The 16181-nt window shown below is 39.7% G+C and carries 19 protein-coding genes and 1 pseudogene; all 20 read left to right on the top strand.

Annotated elements, in window-relative coordinates:
• Positions 1-5 precede the first annotated feature (5 nt).
• Entirely contained in the window at positions 6-557 is a 552-nt protein-coding gene (gene hslV / locus BK584_RS04620) for an ATP-dependent protease subunit HslV (RefSeq protein ID WP_078391507.1), read from the top strand.
• Positions 558-578: 21 nt separating this feature from the next.
• The gene (gene hslU / locus BK584_RS04615; RefSeq protein WP_078391506.1) at positions 579-1973 is read left to right on the top strand and encodes an ATP-dependent protease ATPase subunit HslU; all 1395 of its coding nucleotides are present in this window, start codon (positions 579-581) and stop codon (positions 1971-1973) included.
• A gap of 21 nt (positions 1974-1994) precedes the next feature.
• Positions 1995-2774, top strand: a complete 780-nt coding sequence (gene codY / locus BK584_RS04610; protein ID WP_054706788.1) for a GTP-sensing pleiotropic transcriptional regulator CodY — start codon at positions 1995-1997, stop codon at positions 2772-2774.
• Between the two features lie 182 nt (positions 2775-2956).
• Positions 2957-3413, top strand: a pseudogene (tnpA, locus tag BK584_RS04605) (IS200/IS605 family transposase).
• A gap of 313 nt (positions 3414-3726) precedes the next feature.
• The gene (gene flgB, locus BK584_RS04600; RefSeq protein WP_078391505.1) at positions 3727-4122 is read left to right on the top strand and encodes a flagellar basal body rod protein FlgB; all 396 of its coding nucleotides are present in this window, start codon (positions 3727-3729) and stop codon (positions 4120-4122) included.
• 10 nt (positions 4123-4132) lie between these two features.
• Positions 4133-4570 carry a flagellar basal body rod protein FlgC gene (flgC, locus tag BK584_RS04595; protein WP_180320496.1) on the top strand — a complete coding sequence of 146 codons (438 nt, stop codon included), beginning with the start codon at positions 4133-4135 and terminating at the stop codon, positions 4568-4570.
• A gap of 11 nt (positions 4571-4581) precedes the next feature.
• The gene (gene fliE / locus BK584_RS04590; protein WP_078391504.1) at positions 4582-4884 is read left to right on the top strand and encodes a flagellar hook-basal body complex protein FliE; all 303 of its coding nucleotides are present in this window, start codon (positions 4582-4584) and stop codon (positions 4882-4884) included.
• A 32-nt stretch (positions 4885-4916) separates the two neighbouring features.
• Positions 4917-6497 carry a flagellar basal-body MS-ring/collar protein FliF gene (gene fliF / locus BK584_RS04585; RefSeq protein WP_078391503.1) on the top strand — a complete coding sequence of 527 codons (1581 nt, stop codon included), beginning with the start codon at positions 4917-4919 and terminating at the stop codon, positions 6495-6497.
• An 18-nt stretch (positions 6498-6515) separates the two neighbouring features.
• The gene (fliG, locus tag BK584_RS04580) at positions 6516-7523 is read left to right on the top strand and encodes a flagellar motor switch protein FliG (protein WP_078391502.1); all 1008 of its coding nucleotides are present in this window, start codon (positions 6516-6518) and stop codon (positions 7521-7523) included.
• Positions 7516-8286 carry a flagellar assembly protein FliH gene (fliH, locus tag BK584_RS04575; protein ID WP_169871061.1) on the top strand — a complete coding sequence of 257 codons (771 nt, stop codon included), beginning with the start codon at positions 7516-7518 and terminating at the stop codon, positions 8284-8286. The genes fliG and fliH overlap by 8 nt, the downstream gene beginning before the upstream one ends.
• A complete protein-coding gene (fliI, locus tag BK584_RS04570; RefSeq protein ID WP_078391500.1) occupies positions 8267-9592 on the top strand; it encodes a flagellar protein export ATPase FliI in 1326 nt (441 codons plus the stop codon). The genes fliH and fliI overlap by 20 nt, the downstream gene beginning before the upstream one ends.
• Positions 9589-10035, top strand: coding sequence for a flagellar export protein FliJ (gene fliJ, locus BK584_RS04565; RefSeq protein WP_078391499.1), 447 nt, complete (start codon positions 9589-9591; stop codon positions 10033-10035). The genes fliI and fliJ overlap by 4 nt, the downstream gene beginning before the upstream one ends.
• A complete protein-coding gene (locus BK584_RS04560; protein WP_078391498.1) occupies positions 10032-10592 on the top strand; it encodes a MotE family protein in 561 nt (186 codons plus the stop codon). The genes fliJ and BK584_RS04560 overlap by 4 nt, the downstream gene beginning before the upstream one ends.
• 2 nt (positions 10593-10594) lie before the next feature.
• A complete protein-coding gene (locus tag BK584_RS04555; protein WP_078391497.1) occupies positions 10595-12088 on the top strand; it encodes a flagellar hook-length control protein FliK in 1494 nt (497 codons plus the stop codon).
• Positions 12069-12524 carry a flagellar hook assembly protein FlgD gene (gene flgD, locus BK584_RS04550; protein WP_078391496.1) on the top strand — a complete coding sequence of 152 codons (456 nt, stop codon included), beginning with the start codon at positions 12069-12071 and terminating at the stop codon, positions 12522-12524. Before BK584_RS04555 ends, flgD begins: the two co-directional genes overlap by 20 nt.
• On the top strand, positions 12524-13306 hold the full coding sequence (flgG, locus tag BK584_RS04545; protein WP_078391495.1) for a flagellar basal body rod protein FlgG: 783 nt from the start codon (positions 12524-12526) through the stop codon (positions 13304-13306). Before flgD ends, flgG begins: the two co-directional genes overlap by 1 nt.
• Before the next feature lie 9 nt (positions 13307-13315).
• The gene (locus tag BK584_RS04540; protein WP_054706741.1) at positions 13316-13531 is read left to right on the top strand and encodes a flagellar FlbD family protein; all 216 of its coding nucleotides are present in this window, start codon (positions 13316-13318) and stop codon (positions 13529-13531) included.
• The gene (gene fliL / locus BK584_RS04535; RefSeq protein ID WP_169871059.1) at positions 13528-13959 is read left to right on the top strand and encodes a flagellar basal body-associated protein FliL; all 432 of its coding nucleotides are present in this window, start codon (positions 13528-13530) and stop codon (positions 13957-13959) included. The genes BK584_RS04540 and fliL overlap by 4 nt, the downstream gene beginning before the upstream one ends.
• 13 nt (positions 13960-13972) lie before the next feature.
• Positions 13973-14962 (top strand): flagellar motor switch protein FliM, encoded by a 990-nt coding sequence (fliM, locus tag BK584_RS04530; RefSeq protein WP_078391493.1) that lies wholly within the window; start codon positions 13973-13975, stop codon positions 14960-14962.
• Positions 14955-16172: a flagellar motor switch phosphatase FliY gene (fliY, locus tag BK584_RS04525; RefSeq protein WP_078391492.1), complete on the top strand. Its 1218-nt coding sequence runs from the start codon at positions 14955-14957 to the stop codon at positions 16170-16172. Before fliM ends, fliY begins: the two co-directional genes overlap by 8 nt.
• Positions 16173-16181: the final 9 nt, after the last annotated feature.

Genomic DNA, 16181 nt, shown 5'->3' with positions numbered 1-16181 from the left:
TTGCCATGGATTCTTTTCATGCAACAACAATTTTTGCTATCGCACACAATGGTGGTTTTGCGATGGCGGGGGATGGTCAGGTTACATTAGGCAATGCGGTTGTGATGAAGCATACGGCTAGAAAAGTGCGGAAAATATACCGCGATAATGTGATTGCTGGTTTTGCAGGTTCAGTAGCCGACGCTTTTACGCTGTTCGAAAAGTTCGAAGCGAAGCTTGAAGAGTATAATGGAAATTTGCAACGTGCATCTGTTGAACTTGCGAAAGAGTGGCGAAGTGACCGTGTACTAAGGAAGCTTGAAGCGATGCTTATTGTGATGGATCGAACAGAATTATTGTTGGTTTCTGGCACTGGCGAAGTCATTCAACCGGATGATGGAATTCTTGCAATAGGATCTGGCGGCAACTATGCCTTGAGTGCAGGGCGTGCGTTGAAAAACCATGCTGCGTCACTTTCTGCAAGTGAGATTGCGAGAGCTGCCCTTGAAACGGCTTCGGATATTTGCGTGTACACAAACGATCAAATTATTGTCGAAGTGTTAGACGACAAATCATGAAGACAAAGGAAGTGTAAAGAAATGACAAGTTCACTTACACCAAGCCAAATAGTCGAACGATTGAACCAATATATTGTTGGTCAAGAGGGTGCCAAAAAATCCGTTGCGATTGCTTTACGAAATCGGTATCGGCGAACGAAGCTCGAACAAGTGATGCGTGATGAAATTACGCCAAAAAATATTCTCATGATTGGTCCTACCGGTGTTGGGAAAACAGAAATTGCTCGGCGTTTAGCAAAACTTGTCGGAGCACCATTTGTAAAGGTCGAAGCAACAAAGTTTACTGAAGTTGGCTACGTAGGGCGAGATGTTGAATCAATGGTTCGAGACTTAGTTGAATCCAGTGTACGCCTGGTAAAAGAAGAGCGCGTTATCCATGTAAAAGAACAGGCGAAAGAGCTTGCAGAAAAAAGACTCGTTAATCTTCTTGTTCCTTCAATGAAGAAAGAATCGAATTATAAAAACCCGTTCGAAATGTTATTTAATCAAAATAATAACGAAGATGATCAGCAGGAAGAGGAAGAAGAGTTAAATCATGCCAACTTGAAAAAGAAGATGGCTGAAAAGCTGGAGCGTGGAGAACTAGAGGATCGGATGGTCACGCTGGAAGTATCGGAGCAAAACCAAGGATTCATGGATTTATTCCAAGGTGGAGCAGGAATGGAACAGATGGGCATGAACATGCAAGAGATGCTAGGCAATATGGTGCCAAAGAAAAAGAAAAAGCGCCGTATGTCAGTTTCTGATGCGCGTGGAGTGCTTATTGAAGAAGAAGCTCAGAAGTTAATTGATATGGATGATGTAACGCAAGAAGCAATTAACCGTACTGAGCAGCTAGGAATGATCTTTATCGATGAAATCGACAAAGTCGCTGGTAAAAGTGAACAAAGTGCGAATGTTTCTCGTGAAGGTGTCCAGCGCGATATTCTTCCGATTGTAGAAGGCTCAACGGTTGTTACAAAGTACGGTGCCGTTAAGACTGATCATATTCTGTTTATTGCTGCGGGTGCTTTCCATATGGCGAAACCGTCTGATTTAATTCCAGAGTTGCAAGGTCGTTTTCCAATTCGAGTAGAGTTGCAAAGCTTGTCGATAGATGACTTTGTCCGAATTCTTATCGAACCAGATAATGCATTAATTAAGCAATATGCCGCTCTTTTGCGGACAGAAGGTATAGAAATTAAGTTTTCAGACGATGCTGTTCGTAAGATTGCGACGATTGCGAGCGAAGTAAATCAAGAAACAGAAAATATTGGGGCAAGACGCTTGCATACGTTGCTTGAAAAATTGCTTGAAGATGTATCTTTTGAAGCTCCTAATATTCGGATGGAAACACTTGATATTACAGAGCAATATGTAGAAGAAAAGCTAGGGTCAATTGCGAAAAATCGAGATTTAAGTCAATTTATTTTGTAATGAAAAAGGAGAGATGTAAGGATGGATTTACTTACAAGAACAAGAAAGATTAATGAGATGCTTCAAAAAACAAGTGGGCAACATGTGAATTTCCGTGAAATGGCAATGACTTTACGTGACGCGATTGGTTCCAATGTATTTGTTGTTAGCCGTCGTGGTAAACTATTAGGCTTTTCAATTGAAGAAGAAATTGAAAATGACCGTATGAAAAAAATGCTAGATGAGCGTCAGTTTCCAGAAGAGTATACAGATGGTTTGTTTAAAATTGAAGACACGTCAGCTAATATTGATGTAGACAGTGAATACACTGCTTTTCCGGTAGAGAATAGAGACCTTTTTAAAACAGGGCTAACGACTGTTGTTCCAATTAAAGGTGGAGGACAGCGTTTAGGTACATTAATATTGTCTCGATTACAAAATGCGTTTAGCGATGATGATCTTATTCTTGCTGAGTATGGCGCAACAGTTGTAGGAATGGAAATCTTACATGAGAAAACACAAGAGATTGAAGAAGAAGCTCGTAGCAAAGCGGTTGTTCAAATGGCAATTAGCTCACTATCTTATAGTGAATTAGAAGCTGTTGAGCACATTTTTGAAGAACTTGATGGACGAGAAGGTCTTTTAGTAGCTAGTAAAATTGCAGACCGTGTTGGAATTACGCGCTCTGTAATTGTTAATGCACTTCGAAAACTAGAAAGTGCTGGTGTTATTGAGTCTCGTTCATTAGGGATGAAAGGCACATATATAAAAGTGTTAAATGATAAGTTCTTGTTAGAGCTAGATCGTTTAAAAGAGAACTAAGAAGGAATAAGAGGGTTGGCCTAGGTCAACCCTCTTTTTTTATTAAAGGTTTTAAAACCACGTGCTCTGCACGTGAGAAAAATAAAACTTATAGGGTGGTAAAGTGACAGAAAAAATCTCCTATCGTTATAATAGAAAATGGCCGTCAAACCAACTTCTATATAGCGAGAGGAGATCAACACATGTCGAGTGACAACAGTTTATCACACGCAAGGTGGAATTGTAAGTATCATATCGTATTCATACCAAAGTACAGACGTAAGCTTATCTATGGGAAATTGAGAAAAGATATAGGGGCGATTTTGCGTAGGTTATGTGAGATGAAGGATGTGGAAATCATCGAGGCACATGCAATGCTAGATCCTATTCACATGTTAGTGAGAATACCTCCGAAAATGTCAGTTTCGTATTCCCTGGGGTACTTGAAAGGAAAAAGTTCACTCATGATTCATGATCGACATGCTCATTTGAAATATAATTAAAAGAATCGAACATTTTGGGCAAAGGGCTATTATGTAAGTACAGTAGGGCTCAATCAGAAACCAGTAGCGAAATATATTAGAGGACAAGAATCAGAGGACCGGGTTACGCGATCATATGACAAAAAAGAAATACGTCGATTCATTTAAAGATAAATAACCGCCGGTTCTACCGGCGGTTATTTATTGAGCAAGAATACCTATTTCCAATCAACAGAAACACTTCCAAATAAATAGCAAAAATAACAGTCGTTATATAGTTATAAAGTCTTATTTCATAAATCATTTATGGGTAAAATGTAACTAAAATAACTTTTTGGTATGGTTCTATTGACTTAAATCTATTAAAAAACAAATTCATCTTAGACAAACTGCTGAAAAACTAGTAAAATTTGATCATGAATACATATGGGAAATAATGCTTAATCTTTCCTCTTTTTATGAGGAAAGGCGTGAGTAAAAAGGGGGTTATAATGTTTACGACTAGTTCAATTGGAGCGCTTGAAGAAGCTATTCGCTTTTCGACAGCTAAACAAAAAGCCATCTCCTCAAATCTAGCAAATGTAGATACGCCAAATTATAAAGAGCAGTCTGTTTCTTTTAATCGCGTGCTTGAGCAAACCGAAGCGAATGCGTCTGTATTTCAATCAAAACAAACGGACGAACGTCATTTGCATTTCCCGTTGCCAAGTGGATATCCACACGCTAGTCATAACAAGCAAGGGCAGTATAATCATAATGGGAACAGTGTGGATGTTGATAAACAAATGACTGAAATGGCAGAGAATCAACTTTATTACAACGCTGTTGTCGATCGGATGACCAGTAGTTTTCAATCGCTAGAAACGGCGATAAGAGGCGGTAGATAGGAGTGGTTATATGACAATGTTTTCTAGTATGGGGGTTTCTGGCTCTGCTTTGACTCTCCAGCGATTGCGTATGGATGTAGCGGCGAGCAATATCGCTAATGCTGAAACGACACGCGCTGAATTAGTAGACGGGCAATGGCAGCCTTATCAACGGAAGATGGTGGTCCAAGAATCGATGCCTTTTTCCACATATTTAAACAAAGCTGAAAATCAGTTGAATCATGGGGTAATTGCTAAAGGGATAGTGAATGATGAGACACCAGCCTCGCTTGTATACGATCCGTTGCATCCAGATTCAAATGAAGATGGTTATGTATCGAAACCGAATGTCGAGATTGCTCGAGAAATGATTGACATTACGAGCGCTACTCGTTCGTATGAAGCGAATGTCAGTGCGCTACAGGCAAGCAAAGGCATGTTAATGAAAGCTTTAGAAATTGGACGTTAGGAGCATGTGAAATGGAACTTGCATCATTACAACCGCTTATAGCAAATGCGATACAGACTGGGAAAATGAGTGAAACCCCGAATCTCGATAAGAATGCATCTTTTCAGCAAGCTTTAACTACAGCTTTATCGGGAGTAAATGAAGCCCAGTTAGCTTCACAAGCTGCTACAAAAGCATTAGCAAGAAAAGAACCTATTGATTTACATGAGGTTATGATTACAGCAAACAAAGCTTCCATCTCTATGCAAGCGACGTTAGAAGTGAGGAATAAAGCGGTGGAAGCGTATCAAGAAATGATGAGAATGCAAGTGTAATTAGGTAAGTAACAAATGTAAGCGGAGGGGCCATGAACGAAAAAGCAAAGCAATATACAAACCGGCTGCAAATGTTTTGGGAAAAGCGAACTGGTTTTCATAAAGGAGCTCTTATAGCAAGTGCCCTTCTTGTGCTGCTCATTATAGCTATAGTCATTGCGATCGCATTTAGGACAAATTATGCGCCATTATATAGTCAATTAACATTAGCCGAGACGGGGCAAATCCAAGAAGTGTTGGAATCGCGTGGAGTCAGTTCACAAGTCACTAATAATGGTACAACCATTGAAGTGCCAGAAGCAGATGTTGACCGTTTGAAAGTGGAATTAGCAGCGGAAGGACTTCCACAAAGTGGTAGTATTGATTATGGTTTTTTTCAAGAACAAATGGGATTTGGCATGACGGATAATGAATTCACTGTGATTGAAAGATCGCTTATGCAAACGGAATTAGCAGAGTTAATTCGAGGCGTTTCTGGTGTTACAAATGCAAATGTAATTATAACGATGCCGGAAGAAAGCGTCTGGTTAAATTCGGGTCAGGAATCTGCTACAGCAGCAGTTGTTCTGGATTTAGCTGCAGGTAATTCACTTGATCCATCTCAAGTAAAAGCTTTATATCACTTAATTTCACGTAGCGTACCGAATTTACCCGTAGAGAATATTGTTTTATCAGATTCTAATTTTACTAACTATACGTATCAAGAAGAAGATGAGTTAAATCCAGTGGCATCCTTTCAGTCTCAAAGAGAAATTAAACAAGAGATTGAATCGGATCTTAAGCAAACGATTATGCAGTTGTTGGGAGCGGTTGTAGGTCCGCAAAATGCAATTGTTTCCGTTACAACAGATATAGATTTTACACAAGAACAACGTATTGAAGATTTAGTGGAACCGGTTAATGAAGAAGATATGACTGGTATTGCGATAAGCGCTGAGAGAATTAACGAAATGTATGAAGGGGTTAACGGTACTAGTGAAGGAGTAGCTGGTACTGCTGATGAAATCCCAAACTATACAGGGGCCGCTGGTGACGCTGAATCTGAATCGGAACGAACTGAAGAACGGTTGAATTATGAAGTTAATCGAATTCATAAAGAAATTATAGAAAGTCCGTATCAAATCCGAGATATTAGCATTCAAGCAATGATTAATCCTCCAGAGGGTTTGCAAACGTTACCTCCGCAACAAAGTGCTGAGTTAAACCAATTGCTAGCCACAATTATACAAACAACCTTACCAGAAGCAGAAGAGGGTACGACCAATAATGTAACAGATCGTGTATCCATCACATCTATGCCATTTGCACAAGAAGCTCAGGCGACACAAGAAAGCCCAGCCACAAGTATTCCAACATGGATGTATATAACAGCAGCATTTTTGCTCGTTTTAATTATTGTGCTCGTGCTTATGTTACTGCGAAAACAAAAACAAACTGACCTAGCTTTAGATGAACCGGTAGAAGAAGGGGCATATTCGGAAGATGAACCGATCGCTTTCCCTGAACGTCCAGAAACGGATGAAAGAAAGCAAATGAAAGAATTAGCACATTTAGCGAATGAAAAGCCTGAAGAATTCTCTAAGCTTTTGCGTACTTGGTTATCCGATGATTAAAGGAAGGAGAGATGCAAGATGGCAATTGCCAAGTTAACAGGCAGGCAAAAAGCTGCTGTCCTTTTAATTTCTTTAGGTCCAGATACGGCTGCCCAAGTATATAAAAACCTATCTGAAGATGAGATTGAATTGCTTTCACTTGAGATCTCATCAGTGCGAAAAGTAGAAAAAGAAATGCAAGAGCAGGTCATGTCGGAGTTCCACTCAATTGCAATGGCGCAAGAGTATATTACTCAAGGTGGAATCGGCTATGCAAGAACGATTTTAGAAAAAGCGCTTGGAACTGACGGGGCAGCCTCAATGATACAACGACTAACTTCGACGATCCAAGTAAGACCATTTGACTTTGCCCGCAAATTAGATCCGAGTCAAATACTGAATTTTATCCAACATGAACATCCTCAAACAGTTGCAGTTATCTTATCGTATATTCCTGCTAAACAAGCAGGGCAGATTATTTCCTCTTTACCAGAAATGATGCAAACCGATGTAGCAAGGCGAATCGCATTGATGGATAGTTCTTCTCCAGAAGTGATTGCTCAAGTCGAATCTGTATTAGAAGAGAAATTATCGCAAACGATCACACAAGATTATACGGAAGCCGGTGGAATTGAAGCAGTAGTGGAAGTGTTAAACGGTGTGGATCGTTCTACTGAAAGAGTGATTCTTGACGGACTTTATATTCAAGATCCTGAATTGGCAGACGAGATTAAAAAACGTATGTTTGTGTTTGAGGATATCATCACGCTAGAGAAACGGGCAATCCAGCGGGTCATTCGAGATGTGGATAATGATGATCTCCAATTAGCGCTAAAAATTGCAAGTGAAGACGTGAAAGAAATGGTGTTTGAGAATATGTCTCAGCGTATGGCGGAAACGTTTAAAGACGAAATGGAATATTTAGGTCCGGTGCGCCTTCGAGATGTAGAAGAAGCGCAGTCACGAATCGTTGCCATTATTAGAGGGCTTGAAGAAGCTGGGGAAATTGTAATAGCCCGTACGAATGGAGAGGACATTCTTGTCTAATATCATACGTTCAGCTACTTCCGTTGGTGCAGTAAGGGAAATCATCATTCAGCCTTACGTACAAAGAGGAGAGGATCACAATGAGCCAAGAATGGAAGAACCTCCTACAGAGTATACAGAGGAATTGCTAAAAAGTGCCCATGAAAGGGCAGACGAAATTATTCGTCGAGCAGAAGCACATGCGCAAAGGATCAAACAAGAGAGTCAATTACAAACACAATTGTTAGAAGAAGAATGGGGAAAAGCAAGGCTAGTAGCTGAAAGAGAAGGTTATGATGCTGGTTTTTCTGCTGGAGAAAGTCAGGCACAATCGATATACGAAGACCTCATTAATCAAGCTCAATCTATAGTCGAAACTGCACAAAGCGATTTAGTGAGATCGTTGGAGCAAAGCGAACCGTTAATGATTGAGTTAGCTTCGGAGTTAGCAAAACGCATTTTAGGAACCGCACTAAATGAAGATAGTCAAATGAAGCAATTTATGACCGAGATTTTATATGAAGTGAAAGAATATGCACTTGTAAAAGTGTACGTTCATCCAAAATGGTATGAAAAATTGCATCAGCATTCATTCGAACTACAACAACAAATGGTTGGATGCCGGGATTTTCAAATTGTACCGGATGTAAAGATGGAGGAAACAGACTGCATTGTGTTAACAAATGCAGGGAAGCTTCACGCCTCTCTCGACACACAGCTAGATGAATTAAAAAAACAGTTGCTGCAATTGACAGGGAAAACGTATGTTGAAACAACGTATTAAAGAGATCGCTCATCTTAATCCGTATAAATGGTATGGCTATGTAAAGCAAGTGACGGGATTAACGATTGAATCTGCGGGACCCCAAACGTTTATAGGTGAATTATGTTACATCTTAGTTGGTCGCCATTCCAACCAAAAAATCCGAGCAGAAGTAGTTGGTTTTAGAGAAGATAGAGTTTTGTTAATGCCAATTGACGATATGATGCAAATTGAGCCTGGAAGTCTTGTAGAAGCAACAGGTAAAACCTTAAGCATCCCTGTAGGATCCCATTTAATTGGCCAAGTACTAAATGGTACTGGTGAAAGTCTATACCCTCATAACGAAAATCATAAACCTCAATCAGTATATTCAACTGAAAATCAACCACCTAATCCTATGGAACGTCCACGGATACAAGAAAGAATGAGTGTTGGTGTTAAAGCTATTGATGGTTTATTAACGATGGGAAAAGGCCAAAGGGTGGGTATATTTGCTGGAAGTGGTGTTGGAAAGAGCACATTGATATCAATGATTGCTAAAGAATCAGAGGCTGACTTAAATATCATTGCATTAATTGGTGAGCGCGGAAGAGAAGTAAGAGATTTTATTGAACGTGACCTTGGGGATGAAGGCTTGGCTAAATCGATTGTCGTAGTTGTTACTTCAGATCAACCAGCATTACTCCGGGTAAAAGGTGCATTATGTGCAACTGCAATTGCTGAATATTTTCGTGACCAGGGCTTATCGGTCAATTTGATGATGGATTCGGTGACACGATTTGCAATGGCCCAGAGAGAAATTGGTTTAGCGATTGGAGAACCACCAACAACTAAAGGATATCCGCCTTCGGTGTTTGCGATGCTCCCCAAATTATTAGAGCGATCAGGAACAAGTAGCATGGGAACAATTACAGCATTTTACACCGTATTAGTCGATGGTGATGACATGAATGAACCAATAGCAGACGCAGTGCGTGGAATATTGGATGGGCATTTCGTGTTAGACCGACAGTTGGCTAATAAAGGACAATTCCCTGCTATAAATATCTTAAAAAGCGTGAGTCGTTTAATGAAAGATTTAGTGACCGAAGATCATGCGCAAGCAGCTAAATCAATCCGTAAAAAATTAGCTGATTATGAAGAATCAGAAGATCTCATTCAACTTGGAGCTTATAAACAGGGCAGTTCGCAAGCAATTGATTCAGCCATAGAAGCGCAACCAAAAATTCTTCAATTTCTTACGCAAGAAATTGAAGAAACGCAGAGTTTTGAGCAAACAGCAACTGCAATGGTGCAATTAATGGAAAGGAATGAGCGTATGAAATGAGCTTTCAATTTTCGCTGCAAAAAGCTATGGACATTTGTAAGCAAAATAAAGATGAAGCGAGAAGACAGTATGAAGTTGCAGAGGAAGAATTTAAGATGGTTGCCACTACCTTGTACTACTTGCTTAAAGAAAAAGAACAGGTCGAGCAGCAATTCGAATTCGCGCAAGATGAAAAACAAACTATCGCTCAATTAATTAGCACCAAAGTGTACTTACAAGGATTGGGTAAACAAGTAGCCAATCAACAGCAACAGACAAATGAATCGCGTGAGAATATGGAACAAAAAAAGAGAAAATTACATGAATGTGTTCGTTCTTATAAGCAATATGAACGGCTTAAGGAAAAACAATTACGGAATGCGCAAGAGGAAGAAAGACGCACTGAACAAAAACTAATGGATGAACTAAGTACGACACATTATATGAGGTTACGTGTTAAATGAAGGTACAAAAAGAAAAAAAGCGGTGGCCCATTTTCCTTTCGCTTTTCATACCATTAATTGCCATTGTTGTTGCTGCTGTTATTTTTATTGGTCCACTTGTTGGGTTTGATTTAGGCAAAACAGGGATGTTCCGTTCAGAGGATAATGGGGGTGCTGATCATAATCGACAAGCTGAGATCGATGAGCTAGAGGAGCAATTAGCTGTTTTGCAGACAGATTGGCACCAAGCGACAAATGAACTTACTGTTAAAGATGCTGAATTAGCAGAGTTACATGCGCAAAACGAAGATTTGGAAGAGCGTTTGGAAAATAATGAGTGGCAAGAGGAAGGTATTGTAGCGAATGTGTCCGCTGAAGAGGGACTTCAAAAAGCGATTAAATCATACGAACAAATGAGTCCGAAACGAGCAGCAGCATTGTTAGAAGAAATGGATGAAGAAGAGGCGTACATTCATATTGCAGCAATGGATCATAATCTGCGTGGTTCTATTCTAGGGAGAATGGAAGCGGCTAGAGCAGCAGGAATTCTCGAAAAAATGGCCCAAGAGGGGCGGTAGCCATGCTGGAATTTGTTACAGCTTTAGATGTAAAGCAACCAAGGTCTCCGAAAAACATACAAAAAAGTGCTAACCAAGAATTTGCGGATTTGCTTTTTTTAAATGGACAAGAAAAGATGCCTTTTGCCGAAATCGTTGAAATAGAAGAACAAGAGCTAATCAAAGAAGAAGACGAGTACAAAAATTCCTTGCTCTCCCTTGAAAAGGATAAAACACAGTTTGATAGTCAGCAAATTCTAGACCCAGAGACTCAAACTGCAAAAGAAGATATTGAGTTAAAAGAATTAGATTTTCAAACGAGTGACGATGTGCACAAGTTAATTAAAGAAGGGGGAGAGGAAGTAAAAGAGTTTCTCGTCGAGCAAGATGATTTGCAAGAAGAGACTGAATTAGAAGAACCAACCGAGCAGAAAAGCAATGAGGTTAGAGTAAGCAAAATTGAATTAATGAAAGAATTTACTGGTGATGTGCTGTTAGAGGAAGCTGACAAGCAAATGGATAAGTTTGGTTTACATACAACAAAAGAACAGGCTCTCCAAGACTTGAGTCATTTTTCTTACATTAAAGATGGACTGACTCGAAGTGGACAGGCAACATTAGCTAAACAAACGGATAACCATACAGCCGAAGCAACCGAGAATCTTATACATACAAGGATTCGTTCTGAACAACCCCAAGCGTCAGTGGTTGTTGAGCAGCAAGAACAAAACATAGACAAAAGAACCCAGAGGCTAGAAAATCTATCTTTTCAACAACGTTTGGATAGTGAACCAATTACCGATCAATCACAAGAGGTATCGAGTGTCGAGGAACACGAACAATTAAGGAAACCTAAGCGAGAAAGTCTTCCAGAGCAACAGCCTTTGAATAGTGATGTGGCTAGCAAACAGACAAGTGAAAAAACAAGTCATCATAGTAGTGTTCGTGATAATCAGGAAGGATCGAAAGGTACGGATGCGACTCAAAATCCTGATCCGGAAGGTGACCATGTTGTACATCGGCAAGATTTTAAGAACATGACGGGACAAGCGATAAAAGCTTCTGTAACTGGTCAAGTAGGGAACGGACAAGAGTCATTGGAACTTCTAACAAAGCAAGTGCACCGTATCCTGAAAGCTGGCGTTTTAAAGCAATATCCAGAAGGACATACTCAATTAACCGTTAAACTTCATCCGGAGACTTTAGGGAGAATGCACGTGCAACTTATTCAATCTGTCCAAGGTTTGCTTGTAAAAGTGCGAGCAGAGAAAAAGCATACAGCTGATTTACTTGAACGAGTATTGCCTAATTTACGACAACAATTGCAAATGCCTGATGCAAAGTTCGAAGTTAGTCGGATAGAAGAAGAATCCGACGAACGTCAATCAAACAAGGAGCAAGAAGAAAAACAAGAGCAACAAGAAAAACAAGAAGAGAATAAATTGACGTCGTTTAGCAAATGGTTTTTTTCTAATGACGCTGAGGAGGAAGAGCTAAATGACGCAAATCGATCCTAGTTTATTGCTTTCATCACAAACGAATCAGACTCGACAGCCTGGAAATGTCCTTGGTCAAGATGCATTTTTAAAACTATTGTTAACTCAAATGCAAAATCAAGATCCAACAAACCCAATGGATGACCGGGAATTTATTGCCCAATTAGCTACGTTCTCATCATTAGAACAATTGACACAAATGAACCAGACAGCTGAATTGCTTTACTTTGAACAAAAGAGTCAACAGCTAATGGCTATCAGCGATTTAATTGGTAAGGAAGTAAGTTGGCGAGGCGAAGAGTCTAATCAAGAGTCTTCTGGTAAAGTGACAGCTGTGAAATACAATGAAAAAGGCGAAATCATTGTACAAATTGAAGAGGATGAGTGGATTAGTTCGAGCAAGTTAATTTCAATTATGGGATCAAAATCAACTAATGAAGAAAAGGGGAATGAGTAATGATTCGATCAATGTATTCGGGAATTTCAGGTATGAAAGGTTTTCAAACAAAGCTAGATGTAATTGGTAATAATATTGCAAATGTTAATACGCACGGCTTCAAAAAAGGGCGTGTAATGTTTCAAGATATGGTTAGTCAACAAATTCAAGGATCAATGGCTCCAACAAATGAGCGTGGTGGTGTAAATTCACAGCAAGTTGGTTCAGGTTCGACGATTGGTGCAATTGATACTGTCCACACAGAAGGTCCTAATCAATATACAGGTCGAATTCTTGATTTGGCTATAAAAGGAGAAGGATATTTCACTGTGGAGCAAGGTGGAGAAACATATTATACACGGGCTGGAAATTTTTATATTGACTCAGAAAATAATATCGTCAACAGTTCTGGAGCGTACATGCTTACTGATACAGGAGAACGTATTCAAGCACCACCAACAGCAGAAAGCATATCCATTAATAAAGAAGGACAAATTCAATTTGGAATGCCTGATGGCGAGGAAGATGTGGTCTATCAAATTGGTATAGCGCGTTTTCCGAATCCCGATGGATTAGATAATGCAGGAGGCAATTTATTTGTGGCAACAAATGCTTCCGGGGCAGCTGTTCAAAATCCAGATGGAATTGGGCAAGTACAAAGTAGTTATTTAGAAATGTCGAATGTGGACTTATCTGATGAATTTACTGAAATGATTGTTGCTCAAAGAGGGTTCCAAGCAAATTCAAGGGTTATTACAACATCTGACGAGATTTTGCAAGAACTTGTTAATCTGAAAAGGTAGGGATAACCAATGATTTCTGTGACTCGATTAAATGGAAAGCCTATGCTATTGAATGTGCTTTTAATTGAAAAGGTAGAGGCTTTACCAGACACAACCATTACATTGATTAGTGGGAAAAAATTGGTAGTATCAGATGATATTAATCGTGTGGGTGCATTAATTAATGAGCGCATGAAAGAAATCGGCTTAATTGGCACCTTTAAGAAGGAGGATTCATCCGTTTGAAAAAAAATCGTGTGATTGGCGTAATACTAAGCTTGTTTGTCAGCGGAGCCATTGTACTTGCAGGCCTTTATTTGCTTGAAGTAGGACCGTTCGCAACGAATCACGCCAGTGGAGCCCCGACAATAGACGAGATTAATGGGCGCTCGTTTAACACGGAAGAGGCTATTACAAATTTGAAGTCCGGGGAATTAATTCGAGCTCAGTTTCGTATCCAATTAAATGATAAAGAGACACTTGAGGATATAGAGAAACGTGACTTTCAAGTGGATAATGTTATTTTACTTGCCCTAGCTGAAACATCAGCGGATGAATTGCTTAGCGCAGAGGGGATAACTGAGCTGGAACATACTATCCAAACGAGATTAAACGACCATTTAAACGAAGGCAGTGTGGAAGCTGTTTTTACGACATCGAAAGTGGTTCAATAAATGAGGTGCTCAGATGGCAGATGTCCTGTCTCAAGGCGAGATTGATGCGCTTCTTTCTGCTTTAACAACTGGAGAAATGAATGCGGAGGAGTTATTAAAGCTTGAGTCTGAAAAAAAGGTAAGAACGTATGATTTTAAACGTGCGCTTAGATTCTCGAAAGACCAAATTCGTAATTTGTCACGGATTCATGAGAACTACGCACGACTTCTAACAACTTATTTTTCAGCAAGACTACGATCGCTTGTCCAGATTCAAGTGGCATCAGTTGAGCAAGTTCCATATGAAGAATATATCAGATCCATTCCATCAATGACTTTTTTAAATGTAATTGAACCAACTCCGTTAAATGGAAGAGTGCTCTTGGAGGTTAATCCAAATATCGCCTACGCCATGTTTGATCGTGTCCTAGGCGGGCGTGGCATGAGCTTAAATAAGATTGAAAATCTAACAGAAATAGAAAAGAAAATCCTGGCAGGCTTGTTTGAATCTATGCTTGAATGTTTTGCAGAGGCATGGACGTCCGTAGTTGAGTTAAAGCCAGAGACTGAAAACATAGAAGTCAATCCTCAATTCTTGCAACTTGTCTCACCGAATGAAACCGTTGTAGTCATTTCTTTGTCTACAAGTATTGCTGAAACAACTGGTTTAATGACAATTTGTTTGCCTCATGTTGTACTTGAGGACATTTTACCTAAATTGACAAATCACCATTGGTTTCAAGAGCAGCGTGGTGTGCTGTCAAAAGAAGATGAAGAATTATTAAACCAGCAAGTGAAGCGAACGTCAATAAATGTTAGTGCTGAACTAGGACGATCAGAAATAACGATTGAAGAGTTCTTACAGCTACGTTCGGGGGATGTTATTACATTAAATCAGTCTATTCAAGACACTTTACATGTTTTGGTAGGTGGAGAACTGAAATTTAAGGGCCAACCTGGCCAGCAACGGGATCGGATGGCAATACAAGTAACGGAACGAGTAGGAGGAACGGATGATGAATGATAAGCCGCTTTCCCAAGATGAAATTAATGAGCTCTTAAAAGGGCTTCAACGAGAGACAGAGGGAGGCGCTTTGAATCAAGAAACGGATCAGAGCGTGGAACAGCCACCAGAAAGTCAAACAGACTCTCCGGCTGTTGAATTAGATGTAAATCAATTCCTAGATCATATGGAACAAGATACAATCGGCGAGATTGGCAATATATCATTTGGAAGTTCTGCTACAGCTTTATCGGCTCTATTAAATCAAAAAGTGGAAATTACAACACCAGTCGTAACCGCTATTAGCAAAGAAACATTAAGTGAATTGTTTCCTCATCCCCATGTAATCGTGCATGTCAAGTACACGGAAGGATTTGAAGGCTCCAATTTATTTGTCATTACTATAGAGGATGCAGCTATTATTGCGGATTTGATGCTCGGGGGGAATGGAGAAAGTCCGAATCAAGAACTCTCGGAAATGCATACGAGTGCAGTTCAAGAAGCAATGAACCAAATGATGGGGTCAGCTTCTACATCGATGTCGACGTTGTTTAACCGTCGCGTAGATATTTCACCCCCAGATGTTGAAGTTGTCAGCTTTAAAGAGCAAGCGACAAATAACTATGTCCCTAATGTCGAACACTTAATTTCGATTACATTCACTTTAAAAGTGGGCAATTTAATAGATTCGAAGTTAATGCAGTTAATTAGTGTACCATTTGGAAAGGGCTATGCGAATGCACTTCTTGAAGGGCATACTTCAACTGTAGAAACCCCTGATTTGGAACTACCAATTGTTGAAGAACCCATAAAAAGGAATCAACAACGAACGGGGTTAACTTCAGAGATAAATGAAACAGCGCGACCGAATCAGCAAATTGGTTCTTCTTTAAAACCAGCAACAGAGCAAATGGTTGAGAAAGCAGTCTTCTCAAACTTTGAAAAAACAAAACTTCCAGATGCTGAAATGGAAAATCTAGATATGCTTCTCGACATTCCTCTTGAAGTAAAAGTGGAATTAGGGCGTACGAAGAAAACAATTCGTGATATTTTAAGCGTTACTCAAGGTTCAATTATAGAATTAGATAAATTAGCGGGTGAACCCGTAGATGTGCTTATTAATGACCGTCTAATCGCTAAAGGGGAAGTAGTTGTCATTGATGAGAACTTTGGGGTGCGAATCACCGATATTGTTAGTAAGAAAGAACGTATAAATAAATTAAACGAATAAATGATGTGA

It is taken from the genome of Shouchella patagoniensis (assembly GCF_002019705.1).
Lineage (GTDB): Bacteria > Bacillota > Bacilli > Bacillales > Bacillaceae_D > Shouchella > Shouchella patagoniensis.
Note: the sequence above shows the minus strand (reverse complement) of the source record. Positions and strands in the feature narration are given on the sequence as shown.

What these genes read in the sequence shown, in the direction of transcription:
- hslV (WP_078391507.1), top strand. Translation starts at nt 6, where the DNA reads ATGGATTCTTTTCATGCAACAACAATTTTTGCTATCGCACACAATGGT.
- hslU (WP_078391506.1), top strand. Translation starts at nt 579, where the DNA reads ATGACAAGTTCACTTACACCAAGCCAAATAGTCGAACGATTGAACCAA.
- codY (WP_054706788.1), top strand. Translation starts at nt 1,995, where the DNA reads ATGGATTTACTTACAAGAACAAGAAAGATTAATGAGATGCTTCAAAAA.
- flgB (WP_078391505.1), top strand. Translation starts at nt 3,727, where the DNA reads ATGTTTACGACTAGTTCAATTGGAGCGCTTGAAGAAGCTATTCGCTTT.
- flgC (WP_180320496.1), top strand. Translation starts at nt 4,133, where the DNA reads ATGACAATGTTTTCTAGTATGGGGGTTTCTGGCTCTGCTTTGACTCTC.
- fliE (WP_078391504.1), top strand. Translation starts at nt 4,582, where the DNA reads ATGGAACTTGCATCATTACAACCGCTTATAGCAAATGCGATACAGACT.
- fliF (WP_078391503.1), top strand. Translation starts at nt 4,917, where the DNA reads ATGAACGAAAAAGCAAAGCAATATACAAACCGGCTGCAAATGTTTTGG.
- fliG (WP_078391502.1), top strand. Translation starts at nt 6,516, where the DNA reads ATGGCAATTGCCAAGTTAACAGGCAGGCAAAAAGCTGCTGTCCTTTTA.
- fliI (WP_078391500.1), top strand. Translation starts at nt 8,267, where the DNA reads ATGTTGAAACAACGTATTAAAGAGATCGCTCATCTTAATCCGTATAAA.
- fliJ (WP_078391499.1), top strand. Translation starts at nt 9,589, where the DNA reads ATGAGCTTTCAATTTTCGCTGCAAAAAGCTATGGACATTTGTAAGCAA.
- BK584_RS04560 (WP_078391498.1), top strand. Translation starts at nt 10,032, where the DNA reads ATGAAGGTACAAAAAGAAAAAAAGCGGTGGCCCATTTTCCTTTCGCTT.
- BK584_RS04555 (WP_078391497.1), top strand. Translation starts at nt 10,595, where the DNA reads ATGCTGGAATTTGTTACAGCTTTAGATGTAAAGCAACCAAGGTCTCCG.
- flgD (WP_078391496.1), top strand. Translation starts at nt 12,069, where the DNA reads ATGACGCAAATCGATCCTAGTTTATTGCTTTCATCACAAACGAATCAG.
- flgG (WP_078391495.1), top strand. Translation starts at nt 12,524, where the DNA reads ATGATTCGATCAATGTATTCGGGAATTTCAGGTATGAAAGGTTTTCAA.
- BK584_RS04540 (WP_054706741.1), top strand. Translation starts at nt 13,316, where the DNA reads ATGATTTCTGTGACTCGATTAAATGGAAAGCCTATGCTATTGAATGTG.
- fliM (WP_078391493.1), top strand. Translation starts at nt 13,973, where the DNA reads ATGGCAGATGTCCTGTCTCAAGGCGAGATTGATGCGCTTCTTTCTGCT.
- fliY (WP_078391492.1), top strand. Translation starts at nt 14,955, where the DNA reads ATGAATGATAAGCCGCTTTCCCAAGATGAAATTAATGAGCTCTTAAAA.